Source organism: Nitrospirillum guanabarense (genome assembly GCF_034653355.1).
Classification (GTDB): domain Bacteria; phylum Pseudomonadota; class Alphaproteobacteria; order Azospirillales; family Azospirillaceae; genus Nitrospirillum.
This window is the reverse complement of record NZ_JAYEER010000004.1, coordinates 982,761-1,007,327: the sequence shown is the minus strand read 5'-3', so window position 1 is coordinate 1,007,327 and position 24,567 is coordinate 982,761. Positions and strand designations below refer to the sequence as shown.

General features: G+C 68.5%; 22 protein-coding genes. 11 read left to right on the top strand and 11 right to left on the bottom strand.

The annotated features are described in order from the left end of the window. Positions 1-146 precede the first annotated feature (146 nt). A complete protein-coding gene (locus UAA55_RS22650) occupies positions 147-536 on the bottom strand; it encodes a VOC family protein (RefSeq protein WP_322955564.1) in 390 nt (129 codons plus the stop codon). 242 nt (positions 537-778) lie between these two features. Between UAA55_RS22650 and UAA55_RS22645 the strand changes: the two genes are divergently transcribed. Both UAA55_RS22645 and UAA55_RS22640 read left to right on the top strand, forming a co-directional pair. Beyond that, positions 779-3,280 carry a cation-translocating P-type ATPase gene (locus UAA55_RS22645; RefSeq protein ID WP_322955563.1) on the top strand — a complete coding sequence of 834 codons (2,502 nt, stop codon included), beginning with the start codon at positions 779-781 and terminating at the stop codon, positions 3,278-3,280. 18 nt (positions 3,281-3,298) lie between these two features. Further along, a complete protein-coding gene (locus tag UAA55_RS22640; RefSeq protein ID WP_322955561.1) occupies positions 3,299-3,853 on the top strand; it encodes a cytochrome b in 555 nt (184 codons plus the stop codon). 74 nt (positions 3,854-3,927) lie between these two features. Here the strand turns inward: UAA55_RS22640 and rpsD are convergent, their stop codons facing one another. Then, the gene (rpsD, locus tag UAA55_RS22635; RefSeq protein WP_322955560.1) at positions 3,928-4,542 is read right to left on the bottom strand and encodes a 30S ribosomal protein S4; all 615 of its coding nucleotides are present in this window, start codon (positions 4,540-4,542) and stop codon (positions 3,928-3,930) included. 301 nt (positions 4,543-4,843) lie between these two features. On the opposite strand from rpsD, the gene UAA55_RS22630 reads away from it, so the two are divergent. Then, positions 4,844-5,674 (top strand): MerR family transcriptional regulator, encoded by an 831-nt coding sequence (locus UAA55_RS22630; protein ID WP_322955559.1) that lies wholly within the window; start codon positions 4,844-4,846, stop codon positions 5,672-5,674. Beyond that, complete coding sequence (locus UAA55_RS22625) at positions 5,671-6,279, top strand: hypothetical protein (protein ID WP_322955558.1); 609 nt, start codon at positions 5,671-5,673, stop codon at positions 6,277-6,279. Before UAA55_RS22630 ends, UAA55_RS22625 begins: the two co-directional genes overlap by 4 nt. Before the next feature lie 7 nt (positions 6,280-6,286). Here the strand turns inward: UAA55_RS22625 and UAA55_RS22620 are convergent, their stop codons facing one another. From UAA55_RS22620 to UAA55_RS22595, 6 genes are all read right to left on the bottom strand, one after another. Further along, positions 6,287-6,985: a peroxiredoxin-like family protein gene (locus UAA55_RS22620; protein ID WP_322955557.1), complete on the bottom strand. Its 699-nt coding sequence runs from the start codon at positions 6,983-6,985 to the stop codon at positions 6,287-6,289. A 106-nt stretch (positions 6,986-7,091) separates the two neighbouring features. Beyond that, a complete protein-coding gene (locus UAA55_RS22615) occupies positions 7,092-7,856 on the bottom strand; it encodes a tetratricopeptide repeat protein (RefSeq protein WP_322955556.1) in 765 nt (254 codons plus the stop codon). Between the two features lie 2 nt (positions 7,857-7,858). Next, positions 7,859-8,641 carry a tetratricopeptide repeat protein gene (locus UAA55_RS22610; protein WP_322955555.1) on the bottom strand — a complete coding sequence of 261 codons (783 nt, stop codon included), beginning with the start codon at positions 8,639-8,641 and terminating at the stop codon, positions 7,859-7,861. A 103-nt stretch (positions 8,642-8,744) separates the two neighbouring features. Further along, on the bottom strand, positions 8,745-10,451 hold the full coding sequence (locus tag UAA55_RS22605; RefSeq protein WP_322955553.1) for an amidohydrolase: 1,707 nt from the start codon (positions 10,449-10,451) through the stop codon (positions 8,745-8,747). Between the two features lie 82 nt (positions 10,452-10,533). Next, complete coding sequence (locus UAA55_RS22600) at positions 10,534-10,968, bottom strand: nuclear transport factor 2 family protein (protein ID WP_322955551.1); 435 nt, start codon at positions 10,966-10,968, stop codon at positions 10,534-10,536. A gap of 14 nt (positions 10,969-10,982) precedes the next feature. Then, positions 10,983-11,933 carry an alpha/beta fold hydrolase gene (locus tag UAA55_RS22595; protein ID WP_322955549.1) on the bottom strand — a complete coding sequence of 317 codons (951 nt, stop codon included), beginning with the start codon at positions 11,931-11,933 and terminating at the stop codon, positions 10,983-10,985. A gap of 131 nt (positions 11,934-12,064) precedes the next feature. On the opposite strand from UAA55_RS22595, the gene UAA55_RS22590 reads away from it, so the two are divergent. Further along, complete coding sequence (locus UAA55_RS22590) at positions 12,065-12,958, top strand: AraC family transcriptional regulator (RefSeq protein ID WP_322955548.1); 894 nt, start codon at positions 12,065-12,067, stop codon at positions 12,956-12,958. Between the two features lie 145 nt (positions 12,959-13,103). After that, positions 13,104-13,994 carry a S1/P1 nuclease gene (locus UAA55_RS22585; protein WP_322955547.1) on the top strand — a complete coding sequence of 297 codons (891 nt, stop codon included), beginning with the start codon at positions 13,104-13,106 and terminating at the stop codon, positions 13,992-13,994. A gap of 23 nt (positions 13,995-14,017) precedes the next feature. Here the strand turns inward: UAA55_RS22585 and UAA55_RS22580 are convergent, their stop codons facing one another. After that, positions 14,018-14,779 carry a Fic family protein gene (locus tag UAA55_RS22580; RefSeq protein ID WP_322955545.1) on the bottom strand — a complete coding sequence of 254 codons (762 nt, stop codon included), beginning with the start codon at positions 14,777-14,779 and terminating at the stop codon, positions 14,018-14,020. A 168-nt stretch (positions 14,780-14,947) separates the two neighbouring features. Between UAA55_RS22580 and UAA55_RS22575 the strand changes: the two genes are divergently transcribed. From UAA55_RS22575 to UAA55_RS22555, 5 genes are all read left to right on the top strand, one after another. Then, on the top strand, positions 14,948-15,172 hold the full coding sequence (locus UAA55_RS22575; RefSeq protein WP_322955544.1) for a hypothetical protein: 225 nt from the start codon (positions 14,948-14,950) through the stop codon (positions 15,170-15,172). Between the two features lie 66 nt (positions 15,173-15,238). Then, complete coding sequence (locus UAA55_RS22570; protein WP_322955543.1) at positions 15,239-16,432, top strand: radical SAM protein; 1,194 nt, start codon at positions 15,239-15,241, stop codon at positions 16,430-16,432. Positions 16,433-16,494: 62 nt separating this feature from the next. After that, a complete protein-coding gene (locus UAA55_RS22565; RefSeq protein WP_322955542.1) occupies positions 16,495-18,525 on the top strand; it encodes a S9 family peptidase in 2,031 nt (676 codons plus the stop codon). Beyond that, the gene (locus UAA55_RS22560; protein WP_322955541.1) at positions 18,522-19,805 is read left to right on the top strand and encodes an HlyD family secretion protein; all 1,284 of its coding nucleotides are present in this window, start codon (positions 18,522-18,524) and stop codon (positions 19,803-19,805) included. Before UAA55_RS22565 ends, UAA55_RS22560 begins: the two co-directional genes overlap by 4 nt. Next, positions 19,802-21,949 carry a peptidase domain-containing ABC transporter gene (locus UAA55_RS22555; protein WP_322955540.1) on the top strand — a complete coding sequence of 716 codons (2,148 nt, stop codon included), beginning with the start codon at positions 19,802-19,804 and terminating at the stop codon, positions 21,947-21,949. Before UAA55_RS22560 ends, UAA55_RS22555 begins: the two co-directional genes overlap by 4 nt. Positions 21,950-21,973: 24 nt before the next feature. On the opposite strand, the gene UAA55_RS22550 is transcribed toward UAA55_RS22555, so the two are convergent. Continuing rightward, a complete protein-coding gene (locus UAA55_RS22550; protein ID WP_322955538.1) occupies positions 21,974-22,780 on the bottom strand; it encodes an RNA methyltransferase in 807 nt (268 codons plus the stop codon). Positions 22,781-22,812: 32 nt separating this feature from the next. Beyond that, the gene (cimA, locus tag UAA55_RS22545; protein WP_322955537.1) at positions 22,813-24,435 is read right to left on the bottom strand and encodes a citramalate synthase; all 1,623 of its coding nucleotides are present in this window, start codon (positions 24,433-24,435) and stop codon (positions 22,813-22,815) included. Positions 24,436-24,567 lie beyond the last annotated feature (132 nt).

Sequence of the window (24,567 nt, the reverse complement as noted above, 5' to 3'; positions counted from 1 at the left end):
ATCCACCACCAGCGCGTGCATACGCCTCCGGCAGCCAGCCGGACAGGTTTCGTGATGGGTTGGGAGGCAAACGGCGCGCGACCATTCCCCCCGGCATTCCAAGGCGCATGGCCGGAACGCCGACAGACGCGCGGAACCCCGAGGGTTCACTTGCCCGGCGGCGGTTCCCACAGCTCGACGCGGTTGCCTTCCGGATCCATGACCCAGCCGAAACGGCCGAATTCGCTCTGCTCCACCCGGTCGTCCACGGCGGCGCCGAAGGCCCGCAGTTGCGCCAGCATGGCGTCCAGGTTGTCCACCCGGAAATTGATCATGAAGGGCGCCGTGGACGGGGCGAAGTAGGTGCTGTCCTCGGGGAACAGGCTCCAGGCGGTGGTGCCCGGCCGGTCGGGGCGCTGCCCCTCGGGCCAGCTGAATTTGGCGCCGGCGAAATACGGGCTGAGCGGCACGCCCAGGGCATCGCGGTACCAGGCGCTAAGCGCCTTGACGTCCCGCGCCTTCATGAAGACGCCGCCAATGCCCGTGACCCGTTCCATGCCCCTGCCCTCTGGTTGGCGTCCCTGCTTGGATGGCGCAGCATCGCATCGCCACACTCAAAAGAAAAGGCCACGTCCCAGATGGACGCGCGGCAAAGAGGCGCGGGGGCGGCGGGTATCCACCCATCGCCCTGACCTGAATCAAGGCCCACGCCCCGGCATCGCGGCACACTGCCTCCGCCTGAACACCGTATCCGCCCCCCGGTGCCATGATGCCGCGCGACCCAGTTCCGACCGCCGGATTGTCCGCCACGGAAGCGGCACGGCGGCTGGTGTCCGAGGGCTACAACGAACTGCCCCGGCCGGACAGGCGCCCCTTCCTCCGCATCCTGCTGGGTATCCTGGCCGAACCCATGTTCGGCCTGCTGGTGGCCAGCGCCCTTATCTACCTGGTGCTCGGCGACCTGCGTGAAGGTCTGATGCTGCTGGCCTTCGCCACCGCGTCGGTCGGCATCGCCGCCGCCCAGGAAAGCCGGAGCGAGCGCGTGCTGGACACGCTGCGCACGCTGACCAGTCCCCGGGCTCAAGTGCTGCGTGATGGCGCGCGCGTGCGCATTCCGGGACGGGAGGTCGTGCCCGGCGACATCGTGTTCCTGGAGGAAGGCGACCGGGTGCCGGCCGACATCCACCTCCTGTCCGCCCAGGATCTGGAGGTCGACGAATCCCGATTGACCGGTGAATCCGCGCCGGTGCGCAAGCGGCCCGGCGGGCCGGAGGTCTGCGCGGCCGCCCCCGGGGGCGACGACCTGCCCCTGGCCTTTTCCGGCACCCTGGTGGTGCGTGGCCGCGGTTGCGGCGCCACCGTCGCCACGGGCCGCCACAGCGAAATCGGCAAGATCGGGCTGGCCCTCGGCGGCATCCATCCGGAGCCGACGCGCCTGAACCGGCAAACGCGGCGCCTGGTCCGCGGCGTGGCCGTGGCCGGACTGGCCGTCAGCGTCCTGGTCATGGTGCTGTACGGCTTGGCGCGGGGAAGCTGGCTGCAAGGCGCGCTCGCCGGGCTGGCCGTGACCATGTCGATGATACCGGAGGAGTTTCCCCTGGTGCTGACCGTGTTCATGGTCATGGGGGCGTGGCGCTTGTCGCGGGCGCGGGTGCTGACCCGGCGCGCGGCCGCCATCGAGGCGTTGGGCGCCGCCACGGTGCTGTGCACGGACAAGACCGGAACCCTGACGCAGAACCGCATGGCCATCGCCGAGGTGCGGGATGCCGGCGACCTGGCGCGGCGGTTGACGCCAGGGGACGAAAACGCCGCCAGCGCCATCCGCATCCTGGTATGGCATGGCATCCTGGCCAGCGCCCCCACCCCGTTCGACCCCATGGAACGCGCCTTCCGCGACTTGGGCGACAGCCTGGGCGTGGCGCCACCGGATTGTTCCTGGGTCCTGGCGCGGGAACATGGGCTGGAGCCAGGCCTGCCGGCGGTTACCCAGGTCTGGCAGCCGCCGGGGGGCGCGGCCGTCGTGGCGGTCAAGGGCGCGCCGGAGGCGGTGGCGGCGCTGTGCCGGCTGGATGGGGAGAGGCATGCCGCGATGTTGCGCGCGGTGGACGGCCTGGCCGGCGAGGGCATGCGCGTGCTGGCCGTCGCCGGCGGCGAGGCGGCAGCCCCCCTGCCCGCCGACCGCCGCGATTATCCCTGCCGCCTGCTGGGCCTGGTGGCTTTCAGCGATCCGCTGCGGGCGGAAGTGCCGGCGGCGGTGCGGGATTGCCTGTCGGCGGGCGTGCGGGTGGTGATGATCACGGGGGACTACCCGGAAACCGCCCGCGCCATCGCCGCCCAGGCCGGCCTGCCCGACGGCCCCCTGGTCACCGGGGCGGAACTGGATGGCCTGCCGCCCCCGGAACAGGCCGCGCGCATCCGGGGGGCGGCCCTGTTCGCCCGCACCAGGCCGGCGCACAAGCTGGCGATCGTGAAGGCCCTGCAGGCCGATGGCCAGATCGTGGGCATGACCGGGGATGGCGTGAACGACGCGCCGTCGCTGAAGGCGGCGGACATCGGCATCGCCATGGGCGGCCGTGGCACGGACGTGGCGCGCGAGGCGGCGTCCCTGGTGCTGTTGGACGACGACTTCGGGTCCATCGTCCACACCATCCGGCTGGGACGGCGCATCTATGACAATCTGCGCAAGGCCATGGGGTACATCCTGGCGGTCCATGTGCCCATTGCCGGCCTGGCGCTGCTGCCGCTGGCGCTGGACCTGCCGCTGCTGCTGACCCCCGTGCACATCGCCTTCCTGGAAATGGTGATCGACCCGGTCTGCTCCATCGTTTTCGAAGCGGAACGGTCGGAGGCGGACATCATGCGCCGACCGCCACGCCCGCCGGGCAGCACCCTGTTCTCCCGCGCCCTCGTCCTGTGGAGCCTGGCCCAGGGCATCGTCGCCTTCGCCATCGTCGCGTTGCTGTTCGTGGCGGCGCTGAATGGGGGCATGCCGGCGGACCAGGCCCGCGCCCTGGCCTTCGTCGCCCTGATGCTGATCAATTTCGGCCTGGTGCTGGTCAATCGTTCCTTCGCCGCCTCGCCCCTGACGGCGCTGCTCCGGCCCAACGCCGCGCTATGGACGGTGCTGGCGGTGATGGTGGTGGTGATGGCGGCCACCCTGGCCTGGCCGCCCGCGGCCGCCCTGTTCGCCTTCGGCCCCCTGCATGCCGACGATCTGGCCGTCACGCTCGCCGCCGCCGCCGTCATGGTGCTGACCCTGGAGATGGTGAAGCCCCTTTGGGCCGATCACCTGCGCCGTTGACCTTGAAGGAGGAAACAGATGAAACGCGAACCCTTGACCGAATACGGCAGCGCCATGAAGGGATTCCACTGGCTGGTGGTGGGCCTGCTGGTGGTGCAGTACGCGCTGGGCTGGACCATGCCGGAACTGCGTCGCGGCATGCCGCCGGAAGGCCTGGTCAACCTGCACCTGTCGTTCGGCGTGGCCATCGGCGCGGTCATGGCCTTGCGTCTGGGTTGGCGGGTGCTGACGCCCCAGCCGCCGGGCGATCCAAGCCTGCCGGCGTGGCAGGAGAAGGCGGCGGCGGCCGTCCACGGCCTGCTCTACCTTCTGGTTTTCTCGCTGGTGCTCACAGGCTGGGCCGACGCCTCCCGCCGCGGCTGGCAGGTGACGCTGTTCGGCGGCGTGGACCTGCCGGCGCTGGTGGCCACGGGCTCGCCCACCGGGCGGGCGCTTGGGGAAATGCATGAGGCTCTGGTGACCGTGCTGCTGGTCCTGGTGGGCCTGCACGTGGCCGCCGTTGCCGCCCATGTCGTGCTGTGGCGCGATCGGATCATGGATCGCATGATGCCCCACACGCGCTCGCGCACCTGACCGCGAGCGCCAAAAGAAAAGGCCGCGTCCCGAAGGACGCGGCCTGATCTTGTCGGTTCCCGAAGGCCCCTGGATCAGCGCGAGTAGTACTCGACCACCAGGTTCGGTTCCATGGTCACCGGGTACGGCACGTCGGCCAGGTTCGGGGCGCGGACGAAGGTGCCCTTCAGCGCGCCGGTGTCGACCTGCACGTATTCGGGGACGTCGCGCTCACCCGAGGCGACGGCCTCCAGGATGATGGCGAACTGCTTGGCCTTCTGACGGACCTCGATCACGTCGCCGTCCTTCACGCGGTAGGAGGCGATGTTCAGGCGCTTGCCGTTCACCAGGATGTGGCCGTGGTTGATGATCTGGCGCGACGCGAACGGCGTCGGCGCGAACTTCATGCGGTAGACCACAGCGTCCAGACGACGCTCCAGCAGCTGAATCAGGTTCTCGCCGGTGTCGCCCTTGCGACGGACGGCTTCCTGGTAGATGCGGCGGAACTGGCGCTCGCCGATGTTGGCGTAGTAGCCCTTCAGCTTCTGCTTGGCCATCAGCTGCAGGCCGAAGTCGGACGGCTTCTTGCGGCGCTGGCCGTGCTGGCCGGGGCCGTATTCGCGGCGGTTGACCGGGCTCTTGGCACGGCCCCAGAGGTTGACGCCGAGGCGGCGGTCAATCTTGTACTTGGACTCTAAACGCTTGCTCATCTCTAAGCTCCAGAGTGCCGCTGTCGCGGCTTGTTGTCCCGGTAGTTCCATGGCGCCCCCTCCGGCATAAATCCGGATCGGAGCCCAGGGACGGGGACAAGGGGAGAGATCCCCCGGACCCACCTTCCCGGGAAGGGAAGGCCGGCACTATAAGCACGACGCCAGCCAAGTCAACGGAAACCGCAGACCTCGGGCCAGCGCCGGCCGCAGGCGGCCCATGCGGCGCCGGTTTAGCGGATCGTGCGGAATGATGGCAAGAGGCGCTTGCACCGGACCTTGGGTCCGGTTCTACGCTGACCTTATGGACCAGAGAAAGCCCCCCGCCATCGCCGGCCTCGGCCCCGGCGACGTCGCCGCCAAACTGGGCGTCACGCCCAAGGCGCTGCGCGTCTATGAACGCGCCGGCCTGCTGACGCCCGAACGGCGCGCCGGCGGCTGGCGCCGCTACACCCGCGAGGACTTGGCGCGGCTGCACCAGATCCTGGCGCTGAAAGGCCTGGGCCTGTCGCTACGCCAGATCGGCGAGGTGCTGGCCGGCGATGGCGCCGACCTCATCCAGATCCTGGGCCTGCAAAGCCGCCATCTGGAGAACCAGATCGCGGCCCTGCGCCAGCGCTTGGACGCCGTGACGCACGCCCGCCAGCGCCTGGCAGCGGGCGTGCCCCTGTCGGTGGATGAACTGATCGACCTGGCCCGCCAGGCCACCGCCCCCCAGACGCTGACCACCGACGACGTGCGCCGCCTGCTGATCGAGTTGGTGGAGAGCCGGGGCCTGGAGCCGGAGATCGCCCGCCTGCGCCTGTCGATGGCGGAACGGCTGAAGGGCACGGGCGTGGATCTGCCCACCTTGCGCCACCGCATCTCCCAGGCGCTGACCACCGCCGACCGCCTGCGCCAGGCCAACCACACCGCCGCGTCACCAGCCGTGCGGGATCTGGCGCGGGAGTGGCGGGAGATCGTCGCCCTGGTGGGGGAAGCCGACGGCGAGGCGCTGTCCGCCACCTTCGGAAGCGACATGCGGCAACTGGCCCAGGACTTCCAGACCGCCTCCCCCCTGTCGGCCGCCTTCACCTTCCTGACCGAAGCGTTGGCCACCACGCCCCCCACGTCCTTGCCGGGAGAGAAAGCATGACCCGACGCGGCCGCCTGGCCTTATCCGCCCTGCAATACCTGCTCGCCTATCTGCTGGCCAGCGGCGCCGACATCTGGACGACGTTGTTGGCATTGCGCGCCTATGGCGTGCATGAGGGCAACAGCTTCCTGGCGGCGCCGGACGGCTTAGCCCTGGCGCGCTCCTGGATCGCCACCGGCCTGGGCGCCGTCTTCCTGACCGCGCTCTATCTCTTCGGCATCGCGCATGCCCATGACGTGGAACCGCGCTGGTTGCGCCGGCCGCGACGCTCCTTCCTGCGGTTCTACGTCAACCCGTGGCGACGGTTGGACCGCGCCCCCCTGCATGCCATCGCCTATGCCCAGGCCTTCGTGGCCCTGCGCGGGCTCGCCGCCGCCAACAACTGGAGCCTGGCGGAGGACGGCCCCGGCCCCCTGGGCGACCTGGTGGGCTGGGGCGTACGGCAACTGGGCACCATGCCCGGTTACGTCCTGGCCATCGGCGGCGTCTATGTGCTGCTGACCCTGGCCGTGACCCCGCTCACCGTCGCCACCGTGCGCCTGGCGGCGGAAGATCTGCCGCGCCCGTCACCGCGCGGCGACGGGGCGCGCTTGGTCCAGGGATGATGGGTGCCTATTCGGCCGCGCGGCGGGCGGCATCCTGGAACGCCAGGGTGCGCGCGGCCTGCAGAATGGGGCCGGGCTCCGTCCGCGCCAGCCAATCCGGGGTGACGTCGGCGTAGCGCACCACACCATCGCGGTCCAGCAGCAGCACGGCGGGCATGGGCAGGTCCCAGGTGCCGGTGCCCGTGACCTCACCCAACGAGGTGCCCTTGGCCAACTGGCTGGCCTGGGAGGCGGCGTTGGCGGTGAAGACGATGCCCAGGCGACGGCCCAGGGTGTTGTCGCGGTCGCTGGCGACGATGAAGGTCAGGTCGTGGCGGCGCTTGATGTCCACCAGCCGCTCCGGCACCTGGGGACTGACCGCCACCAGCTGGATGCCCAGGGCCCGCAGGCCCGGCTCCAGATGGCGCTGGTAATAGGGCAGCGCGATGTTGCAGGCCGGACAGGTGGCGAAGCGGAAAAAGACCAGCGCCACCGGCCCCCGGGCCAGCAATGCGCCCAGGTGCAGCGTGCCGCCCTCCACATCCTGCAGCACCTCGCCCACCAGCCGGTCGCCCGGCCGAACGAAGGCGGCGCGATCCACCGTCTCCACCAATTCCCGCCGCTGGTCGATGTTGATCTGCAGCTGGGCCGGATCCATGGTCGCCACCCGGTGGGCGTGCAGGTCGGCGAACAGCTGGGTCAGGGTGGGTTCGGCGGAATGGGTCATGGACGGGCTCCCAGGTTTGACGGTTGCCGCCACTGTGCCAGCGACAGACTCTTGAGAAACCCGAGTAATCCTTGAGCGTCTTATTGGCGGGGATGAAGAGACCTGATCAGCGGCCTTGGGTCCGTTGGCGCTGAATCTCTTTCAGTTCCATCTCTGCCAGGGCATTGCCGGGCAGCACCTTAAGACAGCGCCGGTAGGTCGCCTCCGCCTCGTCCAGCCGGCCAAGGGCGACATAGGTGCTGCCCAGGCCATAGAAGGCGTCGATGGTCTCCCTCTCCTTGGTCTCCGATGGCGACAGGTCGACCGACTCCACCGCAGCCTGGTAGGCTTCCAGCGCCTGCGGTGTCTTGTTCTGCGCTTTGTATGCGGCCCCCAGTTGCACCAGCACGGCCGCGTTGGCGGGTGAGAGGACGCGCGCCCGCTCCAGCCCGGCCTGCGCCGCCACCGGATCATCCAGTATCATCAGTTCCCGGGCCCGGTAGACATAAGCCAGGACCAGTCCCGCCTCCACCACCCGTGCCGGCTGATGGGCCCGCAGGGCGTCCTTCATGTAGCGGGCAGCCTCTTCCATGCTGCGGGCACAGTAGAGGCGCCCCGGCGCGGCCCGGTAGCGCGCTTCGTAGATGTTGATGACCGGATCGAAATAGGCGTTCACCGCCCGGCGCGGGTCCCCCGCCCGAACCGCTAGCAGTCCCTCGCGCAGGGCCTTGCCCAAGGCCGGATCAGGGGTCAGGTCGGCGGTGGGCAAGGAAGAGGTGACCAACGGTACTTTGACTGGCGGGGCGGCCGTCTCACCCGCCGGCGGCCCGGCGCAGGCGGCACAAGCCAGCAAGACCAGGATCGGCAAGGGGTGGCTGTTGCCGCCCCGCATCTTCAATGAACCTGCGCCTGCTTGGCCTTCTGCTGCGTCACATAGTCCAGCTCGTGCTGGGCGTAGGCGTCCTGCGGGTTCTTCGCCAGGCACTGCTCGTAGATGGCCTCGGCCTCATCCAGCTTGCCGGTCTCGGAGTAAATGAAGGCGATGCCATGCAGGGCCTTCATCTCGTCCGTGGCCTTGGCCTGAGGCAACGAGAAAGCAGCGGAATGTTCCTTGGCCGCTTGATAAGTCTCCAGCGCCAAAGGCCAATTCTTCTCGGACTTGTACAGGTTGGCCAGTTCGATCAGGAACTGCGGGTTGTAAGGCGACAGGTCACGGGCCCGCTCCAGGCTCACCTTGGCTCCCGGCAAGTCCTGCAGTTCCACCTGGGCATAGCCCTTCAGGAAATGGGCGACGGCCCAGGTGGGGGCCACGGCGATGGCCGACTGCTTCTGGCTGGCGGCCAGGACCATGTAGGCCAGCGTCTCCGCAGGGGTGCTGCCGCAATAGACCTTTTCCTTGCGATCCTTGTAGCGGGCATCGTAGGTCGCGATGATCTGGTCGTAGGATGCGATGGCCTGGCGCGGCTGACCGGTGCGCAGCGCCTGCGTCCCTTCCTGCAGCAACCGGACCATAGCCTGGTCCTCGGCGTTTTCCGCCTCCTTCTTGGGATCGGCCGGGGCCGGCGCCGCCTGGCCTTGGGTCTGGGGCTGGGCCGCCTGCTGATCCTGGGCCCACGCGTGACCGGTCGAAAAAACCAGACCCGACGTCAACAGAACGGCAAACACGCCAGCGCGCATCGTCCCCCCCAATCTCCACCGCCGCAATCGTCGCAGCTTGGTAAGCATACTATCAGGACGATTGCGACGCACCAGGGGCGCAACTCAAGAGGCGCGCCAAATCCTATTTCCCGGCCTCATACACCTTTTTACCGTCCACCCAGGTGGACAGCGGCTTGATGTCCGCGATCTGGCGCGGGGCCACGACCAGGGGATCGGCGCTGAGGATGACGAAGTCGGCGCGCAGGCCCGGCTTCAGGGCGCCCACCTCCCCCTCCATGAAGCCCGCGTAGGCGGCGTCGCGGGTGAAGCCGGCCAGCGCCTCCTCCCGCGTCAGCTTCTGGTCGGGCAGCCAGCCGCCCGGGGGTTGGCCGGCCAGATCCTGGCGGGTAACGGCGGCGTACAGGCCCAGCATGGGGTTCACCTTCTCCACCGGGAAGTCGGAGCCCAGGGCCAGGCGGGCGCCCGTCCGGCGCAGGCTTTGCCAGGCATAGGCGCCGGCCAGCCGGTCATGGCCCAGGCGCTTCTCCGCCCACGGCATGTCCGAGGTGGCGTGGGTGGGCTGCATGGAGGCGATGACGCCCAGCTGGGCGAAGCGGGGAATGTCGTCCAGGGTCAGGATCTGCGCATGCTCCACCCGCCAGCGGTGGTCGCTCTTGGCGTCCGCGCCCAGCACCTTGGCGTAGGTGTCCAGCACCAGGCGGTTGCCGCCGTCGCCGATGGCGTGGGTCGCCACCTGCAGGTGGCAGCCCTTGGCCTTGGCCACGATGCGGGGATAGTCGGCCGGGTTGGTGACGTAGATGCCGCTGTTGCCGGGATCGTCGCTGTAGGGCCGCAGCAGCCTGGCCCCCCGGCTGCCCAGCGCGCCGTCCATGTACAGCTTCACCGCCCGCATGCGCACGCGGCCCGTGGGGTCGGTGTAGCCACCGTTCTGCGTGCACAGCCAGGCCAGCGCCTCATGGTCGCCATCCGCCATGGTGTAGAGGCGCACCGGCACCTCCCCCTTGGCGGCCATGTCCTGCAGCACGCGGAAGGACTGCAGGTCGATGCCGGGCTCATGCGCGCCGGTCAGGCCCAACGCCACCATCTCGGCGAAGGCCAGCTTATAGTTCTGGCGGATCTGGTCATCGGTGCGCGGCGGCAGGGCCTCGGTCAGCAGGTCCATGGCGTTGTCGATCAGCACGCCGGTGGCCTTCTTGCCCTTGCGCACGATGCGGCCGCCTTGCGGCTGCCAGGTGCCGTCCAGGCTCTTGGCCTTGGGTTGCGCCGCCATGACACGCAGGGCGGCGCTGTTGACCCAGACGGCGTGGCCGTCGATACGCTCCAGCCGCACCGGCCGGTCGGGGAAGGCAGCGTCCAGGTCGGCGGCGGTGGGGAAGGCTTTGTCCGCCCAGCGGTTCTGGTCCCAGCCCCAGCCCTGCAGCCAATCGCCGGGCGGCACTTTGGCCGCCTGCGCCTTGAGACGGGTGAGGATCTCGGCCTTGCTGGTGCTGCCCAACAGGTCGGCGGTCAGCAGCGCCGCCCCCTCCTCCTGCACATGGCCGTGGGCGTCGATCAGGCCGGGCACCACGGGGGCGCCGCCGGCATCCACCGTGGCGGCGCCGGGAAAGCGCTGGGCCAGGTCCGCCGTCTCCCCCACCGCCAGCAGGATGCCGTTGTCATCCCAGGCCAGCGCGCTGGCCGTGGGGTGGGCCGTGTCCTCGGTATGGATGAGGGCGTTGACCAGCAGCGTGGGCGCGGCCCAGGCCTGGCCCCCCAACGGGGCCCCCATTTGGCCCGCCAACAGCGCCAACGCGGACACCGCCACCGCGACCCGCCCCATTCGCATCATGATCCCCATCCCCTTGGTTTCATTGCCGCCAAGGGTACAGGGGATTTCCTTGCGGTCAAATTCCGCATGGCGGCCGCGCGGCTTAGCGGGTGGTCGCCATCAGCGTGTTCCAGGCGGCCAGCGAGTCCATATAGTCGCGCCAGTGCGCGATCTTCCGGTTCTCAATTCGGATGATGGAAGCGAAACGGTTATCGTACGCCACGCCCGTCGCCAGGACAGTGCCATGGACCTCATATTCGATGACCACGACCTGACCGTCATCCGCCGTGTGCACCACCAGGTTGTCGGCGGCATGCAGGGCCATGTTGCGGCCATAGGCCACGAACTTGGCCATCAACTCCGCCCGGCCCCGGATCAGGCGGGGCCAGCCGGGAAATTCGTACAGCACCTCATAGGCGACGTCGTCGGCGACGGCATCGAAGAAGTGATCGCCCTCCACCCGTTCGCCCAAGGCGCCCCGGACCAAGTCGAAGTAAGGCTGCACCGTATCATAGACGGCGTAGTCCGCAGTCGGCATCTCAGGTCCTCGGGTCACAGAAAGGGTTCCACCGCCGCCAGGAAGGCCTTGGGCGTCTCGATCATGGGGGCGTGGCCGCTGTCGGGGATGGTGACCAGCTTGGCCCCCGGGATGCCGTCGGCGTAGAACTGGCCATCCGCCGGAGGCAGCAACTTGTCCTCCGCCCCCCAGACCACCAGGGTGGGGATGGTGATGTCCTTCAGCTTGCCGTCCACCGTCTCGTTCAGCAGCGCCGGGTTGCTGTAGACGGCGTGGATGGTCCAGGCGTCGCCCTTGGACAGGCTCCAGGCGAAGCCGCGCTTCAGGGCGGCGGGGCCGCTGGACCAGCGCGGGTCATGGAAGATGGCGCCCAGCACGGCCTTCTGCCCGGCCAGCGAGGCGGAAGGCGGCGGCGCGTCGGTACCCGTCGGCTTGGGGCCAAAGGCCTTGGCCATGGTGTCGTGCCGGCCGGCGGCGTCGCACAGCACCAGCCGGGATGGCTTGGGCAGGGCGAAGGCCGGGTCGGCGGCGACGCCGTCCAGCGCCTGGATGGCATACTGCGCCGAAATCCAGCCGCCCAGGGATTCGCCCATCAGGGTGAAGTCCGTCACCTTCTTCTGGCGCAGGAATTCGCCCAGGAAGTCCACCCAGGTCTGGATGGCATAGTCGATCATGGGTTTGTCCGACGCGCCGAAACCCAGCTGGTCCAGCGCCAGCACGTGGTGGGTCTTGGCCAGGTCGGCCATGACCTTGCCCCAGTCGCCCTGCGCGCTGCTGCCCAGGCCATGGACCAGCACCAGGGTGGGCCCCTGCCCCGCCTCGTAGTATTTGATGGACGCGCCGAACAGCTGGATGGTCTGGGCCCCGGTTTTCGCCCCGGGTCCGGTGGCGGCGGGTTGTGCGCCCTCAGCCGCGTGCCCGTCCCCCGGCGCCACAATGGGCGCCATCGCCAAGGCGGCCGCCAGCATCGCCGCCCGTATCATCATCCCTGACCGCATTGGGTTCCCCGCATCGTTGGCCGACCCACCGGGGCCGGTAGGGCAACAAGGTGCCTCCCTCCCCCCAAAACAGCAAGACCGGTCAGGACGGGGATGTCGGCATTGGTCATAGTGCCGGCATGAGCCAGCACCACCCCTCCCAACTCCGTCCCACGGGGCCCGACCGCCTCGCCGACCTCCTGTCCTGGATCGAGGACAACCTGGACCAGCCGCTGACCCTGGATAGCATCGCCGGCCGCATGGCGCTGTCGCCCTATCATTTCTCCCGCCTGTTCGCGGCGCGCATGGGGCGCGGCGTCATGGCGCACGTCCGGGGCCGGCGGCTGGTCAGGGCGGCGCAGCGCCTGGCCAGCGACCCCGACGTGCGCCTGATCGACCTGGCGTTCGATTGCGGCTTCGACTCCCAGGAAGCGTTCACCCGCGCCTTCGGGCGCCTCTTCGGCGTGGCCCCCGGACGGTTCCGGAAGGGCTTCGCCGCCACTCCCTTGGAAGGACAATATCCCATGAGCATGCCCGAGACCGTCGATGTCGGCGTCGTCCAGTTACCCGGCCTGGTCTCCCTGGACGCCTTCACCGTCGCCGGGCCATCGCGCCGGTTCGACGGGGCCACGAAAGCCGCCATCCCCCAATTATGGTCGGTGCTGATCGGCGCCCTGCCCTTCGCGGGTCAGGAGCCCGGTTGGGCCACCTATGGCGTGGTCTGGGCGGCGGACAGGGCGGAAGGCAGCTTCGATTACATGGCCGGCGTCCGCGTCGCCCCCGACGCCACTCCGCCGGCGGGATTCACCACCCTGCGCATCCCCGCCGCCACCTATGCCGTGTTCCGCATCACCCTGAACGGCGGCCCCTTGCATCCGCAGGTCAAGGCGGCCATGGCCCGGATCTGGGGCGAGTTGATCCCCGCGTCCGGCCTGGCGGTGGCGGACAGCCCGGACTTCGAGCTTTATGACGGTGAATTCGCGCCCACCCGCCCCGGCGCCACCATCGATTTCCACGTCCCCGTGACCCCATGATCGGCACCCCTTCGACGCGGGTGCCGGCAGGCGCAGCGTCTATCTCTTATGGTTGTATCCGTCAATTTTTTGGGGCGCGAAAATTGACGGTAGCCACCTGTTGGGCTTCTATTCAATATCGAATGCCATCATAAATAGAAGCCCCATGCGCCTGAAGCACGCCGCGTCCATCGCCCTGGCCTTGCTGGCCCTGACCTCCCGCCCCGCCACCGCCTGGGGATTGGTGGGCCACGTGCTGGTCGCCGATATCGCCGAAACCCGCCTGACACCGGCGGCCCGCCAGCAGGTGGACGCCCTGCTGGCGCTGGAACAGCATCATGGCCTGGACGAGGTGGCGGGATGGGCGGACATCATCGGCCACGCTCCCCGCGACCAAGGTGGCATGCCCGAGACCTTACCCTGGCACTATGTCGACGTCGATATCAACGCCCCGGCCTATGCTCCGGCGCGCGACTGCCCCGGCGGGGCCTGCGTGGTCGCCAAGCTGCCGGAATTCGCCCGGACGCTGGCGGACAAGACCCGCCCCGCAGCCGAACGCCTGACCGCCCTGAAATGGGTCGTGCACCTTATGGCCGACCTGCATGAACCGTTGAACGTCGCGGAACGCGACCATGACAAGGGCGGCCTGAAGGTCAAGGTGACGTTTTACGGTCAGGACGCGCAGGGGCGCCTGAACCTGCATTCACTGTGGGGCGACGACATCCTGGCCTATAAGACCGGCCTCAAGGTATTGCCCGACTACACCACGGACCCGGCCAAGGCGCGCACCGCGGCGGCCACCCTGGACCAGGCGATCACGGCGGAGCAGGCGGCGCTTTGGGCGGCGCCCGGCCTTCCGGGCCGGCTGGAGCCGCTGGCCCTGGACTGGGCGGCGGAAGGCCGGGTGATGGCCAGGAACGTGGTCTACGGCAAGCTGCCGCCCTCGGGCGATCTGGGACAGGACTACGACCAGGCGGCGTGGCCCGCCATCCGGCAACGCGTGCAGCAGGCGGGGGTGCGCCTGGCCGCCCTGCTGAACGCGGCGCTCGCCCCTTGACCGCCCACCCACGTTTCCCGACCTCACCCCCGCGCCGCCGCGCCCTTTCCCTCCTGCGCCGCCGCACAGCGCCGGATCAGCATCTGGCAAAAGAAATGCACCCATTCCGCCCAGCGCCCCGACCGGTGCACGGCGACGATGCGATAGTCGTGATAGGCCCGGTTGACGCGCACCATGGCCGTCAGGTCAAGCGCGCCGGCACCGGCGTGATGCCGCTCCAGCAGCAGGCGGGCCAGGGCGCGGGACAGGCGACCGTTGCCGTCATGGAATGGATGGATGGCGACGAACTGGTAATAGACCAGCGCGCACTGGATCAAGGTGATGGCGCCGGCCTGCCGCACCGCCTCCACATAGTCCAGGAGCTGGCGCAGCAGGTCATGGGCCATGTCGGGCGGCGGCGGCGCGTAAACCTGCCCCTCCCCCTCCCGCCGCATGGTGGTCGCCACCACCCGCAGCCGTCCCGGACGCATGTAGGCGCGGACCTCCTCCGGCAAGTTGGCGTCCAACGCGGCGTGGGCGGCGATCAAATCGTCCAAGGTCAGCGGTCGCTCCAAAGCCGCGGACAGCGCGGCGTAAGCCGCCGCCGCGCGCACCGCCTCCATCGGGTCGGACAGGCGCCAAGCGTCGCCGGGCGCGACGGGCGCGCGGGGGATGCGCCCGTCGGGGACGCCCGCGAACGGATCGCCCGTGATGAACAGCGCCGCGTCATCGAGTTGCAGCGGCGGTGACGGCTGCAGACAGGCCGCCCGGACGGTTTCGGCGGCCCGCGCCGCTACACCCCGCAACCGGCCCAGCGGAATTGCCGGGGGAAGAGGGCCGAGGGTTGCGGTGTACGCATCGGCGCTTACGTAACAAGTCAAAGTTGATTACTCCCGTAATCAAAAATACTTCTGATGGCATATTTCAATGAGTCATATTGTAGCATAATTGTATCACCATCTATGGTTTCATTGATGGGGAAATTCACCCTCATCATCATGAAGGGAAAACATAAAATGCAACTTTCTTCGATGCTTGCCCGCAAGGGTATCACCGCCCCGGACGCCATCGTCGGCATGCCCATGACCCGTCTGTCCGCCGCCGCGCTGGAAAGCGTGGCCGGTGGTGATTTCGACCTGTCGTTCGATCTCAGCTTCGACCTGTCATTCGATTTGTCTTTCGATCTTTCCTTCTCGTGATTTAAGCGGACGGCATGGGCGAACCCCATGCCGTCCTTCCCAATCAGGTAATGGGCGGGGTAGGCGATGTCTGTAATAATGAAGACGAAAGTCAGGCGCATCGAGGTTATTGTTAAAATCACTGAACGGTGCAACATCAACTGCACCTATTGTTATTTTTTTAACATGAATAATGATGACTATAAGAGACATCCGATTCATCTGCCGTTGGAAACCGCCGAATCCATCGCCGATTTCCTGCGTCAGGGCGTGATCGACCTGGGGGCGGAGGCGGTCACCATCGACATGCACGGCGGTGAGCCGCTGATGATCAAGAAGGATGCCTTCATCGCCATCTGCGACATCTTCAGTTCCAGGCTGGATCCCATTTGCCACCTGCAATTCAAGGTGCAGACCAACGGCATGCTGGTCGACGACGAATGGATCAGCATCTTTTCCAATTACAACTTCTCCATCGGCGTCAGCATCGACGGCCCCCGCGACTACAATGATCTGGAACGGGTGGACCACCGCGGCCGGGGAACCTACGACGGCACCGCCGCCGGCGTCGCCAAGTTGCAGGCCGCCGCCTCGGCCCAGCGGATCGGCCGCGTCGGCGCCCTGTGCGTCATCAACCCGCGCTTCGACGCGCGCCGGACCTACCGCCACTTCGTGGACGACCTGGGCTTCACCGGCATGGATTTCCTGCTGCCCCTGGACGACCATGACAGTTTCGATCCCGCCCAGGCGGAAAACTATGGCCGTTACCTCTGCGACCTGTTCGATGAGTGGACGGCGGACGACAACCCGGCCATCCAGGTGCGCATCCTGAAGAACGCCCTGATCATCCTGTCACAGGGGCGGGCGGGCGTCCGGCGCATCGACGACGAATACCACTACGGCCACCAGGCCCTCACCATTTCCTCCAACGGCGACATCGGGCCGGACGACACCCTGCGGGCCACCAGCGGCAACTTCTTCGAAAGCGGCGTGAACGTCGCCAACACCCCGCTGATCGACTTCATCAACCGCCCCATGTTCCAGGAATTGGCGGAATCCCGGCGGAACCTGCCGGCGAAATGCCAGGAATGCTGCTGGAAGAACGCCTGCCGGGGCGGACGGCCCATCAATCGCTTCAGCGCTGAGCGGCGGTTCGACAACCCCTCCGTCATCTGCGACGGCCTGCAGGATTTCTTCAGCCACGTCGCCGCGTACCTGCTGCGGCACGGGCTGTCCTATGAAAGGCTGCAGGAAGCGCTGGGCCTGCTGGAAGCGGCCTGACACCAGGGATCCGTATTGTGCGTGTTTTCCCCCATACCATTGAAATCTCCATGGGAATTGTGATGAGCGCTATCGCCTTGGCCGCCGCCCCCCTTGTCGCCGCGCCCCCTGCTGACGCCGCCCAAGCCGCCCCCGGTCCCGCCGCGGCCGGCCCGGAGCTGATGGTGCGGGACCGCGTCACGGACGCCAAGCTCAGCCCCGACGGCGACTGGATCAGCTATCTGGCCCCCCACGGCGGCACGCGCACCATATGGCTGGCCGACCGCCACCATCCCGACAACCGCCGCCCCCTGGATATCGGCGGCAGCGGCCGCATCGCCACCCACCTGTGGAGCGCCGATTCCCGCTTCGTGCTGGTGGCGCAGGACGCCACCGGCGGCGGCGAGCGCCACCACGTCTACGCCGTGCCCGTGGCCGGCGGCGCCGGTCGCGACCTCACCCCGGGCCCCGATCTCAGGGCCCAGTTGATCGCCACCAGCAACACCGCCCCGGGTCTGGTGTCCACCCTGATCACCCTGCCCCGACAGCCGCCCAACCTGGTCAACATCGACATCGCCACCGGCATCCAGACGCAGACGACCGAGAACCGGCAGTATGGCTGGATCGGCGTGGACAACGATCTGGCCCCCCGCATCGCCATCCGCCCCCTGCCCGACGGTGGCGGCGAATGGCTGTGGCTGACGGGCAAGGACAGCCACAGCCTGCTGGTCATGGCGGCGGCGGACTTCGCCGGCAGCAAACCTCTGGCGATCGCCTCCGACGGCGGCTGGGTGGTGATGCAGGACGCGACGGCCGGCGACTTCCCGGCCCTGGTCAAGATCGACACCGCCACCGGCGCCCGCCAGGTGCTGTTGCGGCCGGACCAGGAGATCGCGTCCGTCCTGCTGGAGCAGCACAGCCGCGAGGTGCAGGCCGTGGCCCTGGACGGGCGGACGCCGGAATGGCGGGTGCTGGATCCCGCGGTGGCGGAACCCCTGGCCGACCTGCAGGCCCGCGGCCTGGGTTTCCCCCAGGTGCGCGGACGCACCGACAAGGGAACCCTGTGGCTGGTCTGCTTCACCGACACCGTGCGGCCCGAGGCCTGGTACCTTTACGATACGAAGACGCGGGCCCTGACATCCGTCCTGGCCGACCCCGCGGGCGAGCCTCCCGCCGGGCGGGCCATGGCGCCGGTGGCCTTCACCGCGCGCGATGGTCTGCCGCTGTCCGGCTACCTCACCCGGCCCGCCCAGGCGGGGGCGGTCCCCCTGGTGCTGCTGGTCCACGGCGGCCCGTGGGAGCGGGATCGCCTGAACTGGAACCCGCTGCACCAGTGGCTGAGCGGCCAGGGCTACGCGGTGCTGAGCGTGAACTACCGGGGGTCCACCGGTTTCGGAAAGGCCTTCACCGCCGCCGGCGACCGGCAGTGGGGCGGCAGGATGCAGGACGACCTGTTCGACGCCGTGGCCTGGGCCGTCGACCAGGGCATCGCCGATCCCACGCGCCTGTGCATCATGGGCGGCAGCTACGGTGGCTATGCCGCGCTGAACGCCATCGCGACCGAGCCGCAGCGCTTCGCCTGCGCCATCGACATCGTCGGCACCAGCGACCTGGTGAGCTTCGTCGAGGACACCATCAACGAGAACAAGGCCCTGGGCGGTCGCCTGCGCGCCAGCGTGGGCGACCCCGCCACCCCCGAGGGCCGGGCCCTGCTGGCGGAACGGTCGCCGCTGAACCGGGCCGACCGCATCCGCACCCCCCTGCTGATCGCGCACGGCGCCAACGACCCCCGGGCCCATGTCGAGCAGTCCGAGCGGCTGGCGGAAAAGCTGCGCGACCATCAGAGTCCCTACACCTACCTGGTCTTCCCCGACGAGGGGCACAGCTTCGGCAAGGCCGGCAACATCGTCGCCTTCTATACCATCGCCGGCCAATTTCTGGCACGGCACCTGGGCCCCACGGTCGGCACGCCGCCGGCGCCGGTGACGGGCGCCCTGCTGGCCCGTTCCTCGGTGGAGATCCGGGGCGGCGCCGACCGCGTCCCGGGCCTGGCCGAGGCCCAGGCCTCCCGCGCGGCGGCCCAGGCGGGGACGCAAGCGGGGGCCGGGCAATGACGGCGCCGCCGGCCACGGCGGAGGACGGCGCGCCGGCGCCCGCCGTCATCTTCCGCAGCGAGGTCATGGCGCAGCAGCGCTATCGCCTCTACGGCGACGTCGTCATCGAGGCGCCGCGCCTGTACCGCCGCATGGTGATCCTACTGGGCGCCATCATCGTCTTCGCCATCGGCGTGTTGACCGTGTGCCAGTACGCCCGCAAGGAGACGGTGTCGGGCTACTTGACCCCCAACCTGGGCCTTTCCAAGGTGCTGGTGCCGCGCACCGGCATCGCCAGCCAGATCCTGGCGGCGGAAGGCACCCATGTGACCGCGGACGCGCCCCTGATGGCCGTCACCGTCGATACCTGGCGCGCCGATGGCCAGAACAGCGACGAACGCGAGTTGACCGAGCTGCGCGCGCAGAAGGCCGAGCTGGAACGCCAGATCGCCCTTGGCCAACAGCAGGAGGACAGCGAGCACAGCCGCTATCTGTCCCGGCTGGCCTCCCTGAAGGAGGATCTGGCGGGGTTGCGCGCCAAGAAGCAGTTCCAGGCCGAGCGGCTGCAGTTCACCGGCAGCCGACTGGCCCGGACCGAGGAACTGATGAAGGCCGGCTACGCCGCCACCGTCGACTGGGAAACCCGCAAGGACGCGGCCTTGCAGGCGCAGCAGGATCTGGTGACCACCAACCGCGACATCGGCGACGTGGAACGCCAGATGCGCGACATCCAGGCGTCGCTCGAACAGGGCCCCATCCAGCTGGGCGCCAAGCTTTCCACCCTGCGGGCCTCCATCAGCGACCTGGGCCAGAAGATCGAGGAGATCGAGGCGCGACGGGCCTACGTGGTCAAGGCGCCGGTGGCCGGCCGCGTCGTCTCGGTCCAGGTGAAGGCGGGCGAGGCCGTCACCAACGGGCAGTTCGCCATGGGCGTGGTGCCCGACGGCGCCCAGTTGGAGGCGGAGATGATGGTGCCCACCCGGGCCATCGGCTTCGTGAAGCCGGGCCAGGACGTGCGCATGATGTACGACGCCTTCCCCTACCAGCGCTTCGGCACCTTCGGCGGCAAGATCAAGTCGGTGTCGCGCACCGTGCTGGCGCCGGCCGAGGCCAATGTGCCCTTCGCCGTGGGCGAGCCCGTCTACAAGGTGGTGGCCGCCCTGGACGGCCAGGCCATCAGCGTCATGGACACGCCCTATGATCTGCAATCGGGAATGCTGTTCAAGGCGAACATCGTGCTGGAACGCCGGCCGCTGATCGCCTGGATCCTGGAACCGCTGTACGGGGCGCACCTCGAATGACCGACATCCTGAGCCTCCTCAATTTCACGTTCAGGCGGCGCCTCTCGGTGGTGTACCAGGCGGAAGCGGCCGAATGCGGCCTGGCCTGCCTGGCCATGGTGGCCAACTACTACGGCCTGGAGTCCTCGCTGACGACGCTGCGCCAGCGCTTCTCCACCTCGATGAAGGGCACCAACCTGAAGACCCTGGTGGGTATCGCCGGCCAGCTGGGGCTGGCTTCCAACCCGCTGCGCGTGGAGCTGGAGCATCTGTCCAAGCTGCAGCTACCCGCCATCCTGCACTGGGACCTGAAGCATTTCGTGGTGCTGACCGCCGTCACCGGCGGCCGCGTCACCATCGCCGACCCCTCCAAGGGCGAGTTCTCACTGGGCCTGGCGGAATTCTCCAAGCACTTCACCGGCGTGGTGCTGGAACTGCGGCCCACGGCCGACTTCCGGCCGCAGAAGGAGGTGCGCTCGGTCCGCTTCTCCGATTTCTGGCGGAAGATCTCGGGCATGGGCGCCGCCGCCACCCAGCTGCTCGTCCTGGCCGCGATCGTGCAGTTGCTGGTCATCGCCATGCCGTTCTACAGCCAGATCGCCGTGGACGAGGTCATCGTCAAGAACGACACCGACCTGCTGCCGGCCATCGCCATCATCTTCGGCGGCGTGGCCGCCCTCACCTGGATCGCCACCCTGACCCGCAGCTGGTTCACCACGCACATCAGCAACATGCTGATCTACCAGCTTTCCAGCAACCTGTTCTCCCACCTCATCCGGCTGCCGCTGTCGTTTTTCGAGACGCGCCATTCGGGGGACATCGTCGCCCGCTTCGGCTCGCTGAAGACCATCCAGAAGTCGCTGACGGAAGGGCTGGTCACCTCGCTGATCGACGGCGGCTTCGGCATCCTGACGCTGTGCATCATGTTCTTCTACAGCGCGGAGCTGTCGGCCATCACCTGCGTCTCGTCCGTCATCACCCTGGTGCTGACCAAGGTCTATCTGGAGCGCGTCTCGGCCCGGAACCACGCCAACATCGTGGCGACCTCGCGGGAAAGCTCCTTCTTCCTGGAAACCATACGCGCCATCCAGAGCCTGAAGCTCTATGGCCGCGAAGCGGAACGGCAGGTGGCGTGGCAGCACCATCTGGCGGATTCCGTCAACACCAATGTCCTGGCCGGGCGCGAGCGGTCGGTGTTCGATTCCACGGCGGACTTCATCGGCACGGTGGAAATGGTGGTCGTGACCTATTTCGGGGTGCGCGCCGTGCTCAACGGCGGCTTCACGGTCGGCATGCTGATGGCCTTCATGGCCTACCGCAACATGTTCAGCACCCGGCTGCGCAGCGTCCAGACCCAGGTGATGGAACTGCGCCTGGTGCGCCTGCACCTGACGCGGCTGGGCGACATGCTGCACACCGAACCGGAACCCATCGCCTTTCAGCGCAGCGGCGCGACCCGGCCGGTGCAGGGCACGCTGACGCTGCGCAACTGCGGCTTCCGCTATTCCAATGACGAGGACTTCGTCTTCCGCAACATCGACCTGACCATCGAGGCGGGGGAATGCGTGGCCATCACCGGCGTGACCGGCGTGGGCAAGACCACCCTGATCAAGGTGATGCTGGGCCTGCTGCCGCCAACGGAAGGCGACGTCCTGATCGACGGCATGCCCATCCACCGTTTCGGCATCTCGGACTTCCGGGCCCAGATCGGGGCCGTGATGCAGGAGGACCGCCTGCTGTCCGGCAGCATCCTGGACAACATCACCTTCTTCGACCTGGCGGGCGACCGCGACCGGGCCGTCGACGCCGCCCGGCGGGCGCACATCCACGACGAGATCGAAGCGACCACCATGCGCTATCAGACCTTGATCGGCGACATGGGCAGCAGCCTGTCCGCCGGGCAGAAGCAGCGCGTCCTGCTGGCGCGGGCGCTGTACCACGCCCCGCGCATCCTGTTCCTGGACGAAGGCACCGCCAACCTGGACCAGGAAACGGAGATGGCGGTGGGCCGCAGCATCGCGGCGCTGGGCGTCACCCGCATCATCGTCGCCCACCGCCCCGCCACCATCCAGTTCTGCAACCGGGTCCTGCAGCTCAACCGCGAAGGGCTGGCCACCCTGAAACAGACGCCCCCGGCGGCGGTCGTGGCCAACAGCTACCGCTGACGCATGTGAGCGGCCCCGGCCACCTCAGTGCCCCTTCACCGGGCCGCCGTCCTTGCGCCGGCCGGTCAGCGCGGCGATGACGCCGTGCAGGGTGCGCACCTCCTGTTCGGTCATGTGGGCGCGCTGCAACATGTTGCGGATGTTGCGCACCATGCTGGGGCGCTTCTCCTCGCTGGTGTAGAAGCCGGTGGCGTCCAGCTCCAGCTCCAGATGCTCGAACAGGTTGACCAGCTCTTCCTTGGTGGCGGGGCGGGAGTTGCCGGTGTAGAGCTGCCGCTCCTCGCCCTCATAGCCCGCCTGGAACCATTCGTGCGCCACCAGCAGCACGCACTGCGCCAGGTTCAGGGAGGAGAAGCCTGGGTTCAGCGGGATGGTGATGATGGTGTCGGCCAGGGCGATGTCGTCGTTGACCAGGCCCGTGCGCTCCGGCCCGAACAGGATGCCGACGCCGCGCCCCACCTGGGCATGCGCCCGCATCTCCGTCGCCGCCTCGCGCGCGGTCAGCACGGTCTTGACCATGTAACGCGGGCGCGCCGTGGTGGCGTAGACCTTCTGCAGGTCGGCGATGGCGTCCTTGGTGCTCTCGTACACGCGGGCCTGGTCCAGCACCAGGGTGGCGCCGGCGGAGGCGGACACCGCCTTCTCATTAGGCCAGCCGTCGCGCGGGTTCACCAGGCGCAGGTCGGTCAGGCCATGGTTCAGCATGGCCCGCGCCACGGTGCCGATGTTCTCCCCCAACTGGGGTTCCACCAGGATGACGGCCGGGCCCGCCCCCTCCTCCGTCCCTTCAGCCTGGGATTTGGCGAGCATACGGCGGTCGGTTCCACTCATGGCTTGGGGGGTCCTGAAACTGCTGGCGTCCCTCACGCGGCGGGGACGGTGGCCCCCGCGCGGTAGAGACAATAGGTGATGCTGTCGAACAGCGCGTTGAACGAGGCGTCGATGACGTTGGCCGATACCCCGACGGTAACCCAAGGGGCGCCATCGGGCATCCGCGTTTCAATCATGACGCGGGTCACCGCCTTGGTGCCGTCCTGGGGGGTCAGGATGCGGACCTTGTAGTCGACCAGCCGCATCCCGTCCAGATGCGGGTAGGCGGGGATCAGGGCCTTGCGCAACGCCGTGTCCAGCGCGTTCACCGGGCCGTTGCCCTCGGCCACCGTCATCAGGGCGTCGGCCACCCCCGGCACCTCCAGCTTGGCGGTCGCCTCGGACAGGGTGACCAGCTGCCCCTGCGCGTTCCAGCGCCGCTCATCCAGCACACGGAAGGAGATCAGGCGGAAATAGTCCGGCAGGGTGCCCAGCGTGCGCCTGGCCAGCAGCTCGAAGCTGGCCTCCGCCCCGTCATAAGCGTAGCCCTCGAACTCCCGCCGCTTCACCGCCTCCACCAAGGCGCCCACGCGGGGGTCGTTGGGCTCGATCGCGATGCCGACCTCGCGCAGGCGGGCCAAGACGTTGGAGCGGCCGGCCTGGTCCGACACCACCACGTGGCGCCGGTTGCCCACGCTGTCCGGCGGCACATGCTCATAGCTGGTGGGGTCCTTCTCCACCGCCGAGACATGCAGGCCGCCCTTGTGCGCGAAGGCGCTCTCGCCGACATAGGCGGCGTGGCGGTTGGGGGCGCGGTTCAGCCGGTCGTCCAGCAGGCGGCTGACATGGACCAGGCGCCGCATCCCCTCCGCGTCCACGCCGGTCTCATACCCCATCTTCAGCGACAGGGTGGGGATGAGGGAGATGAGGTTGGCGTTGCCGCACCGCTCCCCCAGGCCGTTCAGGGTGCCCTGGATCATGCGGGCGCCGGCGCGCACCGCCGCCAAGCTGTTGGCCACGGCGTTCTCGGTGTCGTTATGGCAATGGATGCCCAGCCGGTCGCCCGGGATCTCCCGCGCCACCGCCGCCACGATGGCCTCCACCTCATGCGGCAGGCTGCCGCCGTTGGTGTCGCACAGCACCACCCAGCGCGCCCCGCCCTCATAGGCCGCGCGCACGCAGGCCAGCGCGTAGTCCGGGTTGGCCTTGTAGCCATCGAAGAAATGCTCCGCGTCGAACAGCGGTTCGCGCCCCCGGGCGGCCGTCTCCGCCACGCTGTCGCGGATCAGGTCCAGGTTCTCCCCGCGCGGGATGTTCAGGGCGACGTCGACATGGAAGTCCCAGGTCTTGCCCACCAGGCAGACGCCGGCGCCCGGCACCCCGTCCGTGGCGTTGAACAGGGCGTTCAGGCCCGGATCGTTGCCGGCGCTGCGCCCTGGGCGGCGCGTCATGCCGAAGGCCGTCAGCCGCGCCCGCTTGAAGCGGGGCGGGTCGGCGAAGAAGGCGTCGTCGGTGGGGTTGGCGCCCGGCCAGCCGCCCTCGATGTAGTCGATGCCCAACGCATCCAGTTCCCGCGCGATGGCCGCCTTGTCGGCCGCGGTGAAGTCCACGCCCTGGGTTTGCGCACCGTCGCGCAGGGTGGTGTCGTACAGGTGGATGCGGGTGCGATCGGTCATAACAAGGCCAAATAACGTAATGGAGTTGCGACAATGGCCCATCGCACGCAACGAAGCAACCTTATGAGACGTCAGGACAGGGCATGGCGGCCCTGCTACCCGCTCCCCGCCGGCATACTGGTCGACGGGGCG

Excerpts from the sequence above, each read along its gene's own strand:
- UAA55_RS22585 (WP_322955547.1), top strand. The coding sequence starts at position 13,104 with ATGCGCCTGAAGCACGCCGCGTCCATCGCCCTGGCCTTGCTGGCCCTG.
- UAA55_RS22590 (WP_322955548.1), top strand. The coding sequence starts at position 12,065 with ATGAGCCAGCACCACCCCTCCCAACTCCGTCCCACGGGGCCCGACCGC.
- UAA55_RS22625 (WP_322955558.1), top strand. The coding sequence starts at position 5,671 with ATGACCCGACGCGGCCGCCTGGCCTTATCCGCCCTGCAATACCTGCTC.
- cimA (WP_322955537.1), bottom strand. The coding sequence starts at position 24,435 with ATGACCGATCGCACCCGCATCCACCTGTACGACACCACCCTGCGCGAC.
- UAA55_RS22575 (WP_322955544.1), top strand. The coding sequence starts at position 14,948 with ATGGGGAAATTCACCCTCATCATCATGAAGGGAAAACATAAAATGCAA.
- rpsD (WP_322955560.1), bottom strand. The coding sequence starts at position 4,542 with ATGAGCAAGCGTTTAGAGTCCAAGTACAAGATTGACCGCCGCCTCGGC.
- UAA55_RS22595 (WP_322955549.1), bottom strand. The coding sequence starts at position 11,933 with ATGATGATACGGGCGGCGATGCTGGCGGCCGCCTTGGCGATGGCGCCC.
- UAA55_RS22605 (WP_322955553.1), bottom strand. The coding sequence starts at position 10,451 with ATGATGCGAATGGGGCGGGTCGCGGTGGCGGTGTCCGCGTTGGCGCTG.
- UAA55_RS22560 (WP_322955541.1), top strand. The coding sequence starts at position 18,522 with ATGACGGCGCCGCCGGCCACGGCGGAGGACGGCGCGCCGGCGCCCGCC.
- UAA55_RS22570 (WP_322955543.1), top strand. The coding sequence starts at position 15,239 with ATGTCTGTAATAATGAAGACGAAAGTCAGGCGCATCGAGGTTATTGTT.
- UAA55_RS22630 (WP_322955559.1), top strand. The coding sequence starts at position 4,844 with ATGGACCAGAGAAAGCCCCCCGCCATCGCCGGCCTCGGCCCCGGCGAC.
- UAA55_RS22600 (WP_322955551.1), bottom strand. The coding sequence starts at position 10,968 with ATGCCGACTGCGGACTACGCCGTCTATGATACGGTGCAGCCTTACTTC.
- UAA55_RS22610 (WP_322955555.1), bottom strand. The coding sequence starts at position 8,641 with ATGCGCGCTGGCGTGTTTGCCGTTCTGTTGACGTCGGGTCTGGTTTTT.
- UAA55_RS22615 (WP_322955556.1), bottom strand. The coding sequence starts at position 7,856 with ATGCGGGGCGGCAACAGCCACCCCTTGCCGATCCTGGTCTTGCTGGCT.
- UAA55_RS22620 (WP_322955557.1), bottom strand. The coding sequence starts at position 6,985 with ATGACCCATTCCGCCGAACCCACCCTGACCCAGCTGTTCGCCGACCTG.
- UAA55_RS22555 (WP_322955540.1), top strand. The coding sequence starts at position 19,802 with ATGACCGACATCCTGAGCCTCCTCAATTTCACGTTCAGGCGGCGCCTC.
- UAA55_RS22565 (WP_322955542.1), top strand. The coding sequence starts at position 16,495 with ATGAGCGCTATCGCCTTGGCCGCCGCCCCCCTTGTCGCCGCGCCCCCT.
- UAA55_RS22550 (WP_322955538.1), bottom strand. The coding sequence starts at position 22,780 with ATGAGTGGAACCGACCGCCGTATGCTCGCCAAATCCCAGGCTGAAGGG.
- UAA55_RS22650 (WP_322955564.1), bottom strand. The coding sequence starts at position 536 with ATGGAACGGGTCACGGGCATTGGCGGCGTCTTCATGAAGGCGCGGGAC.
- UAA55_RS22640 (WP_322955561.1), top strand. The coding sequence starts at position 3,299 with ATGAAACGCGAACCCTTGACCGAATACGGCAGCGCCATGAAGGGATTC.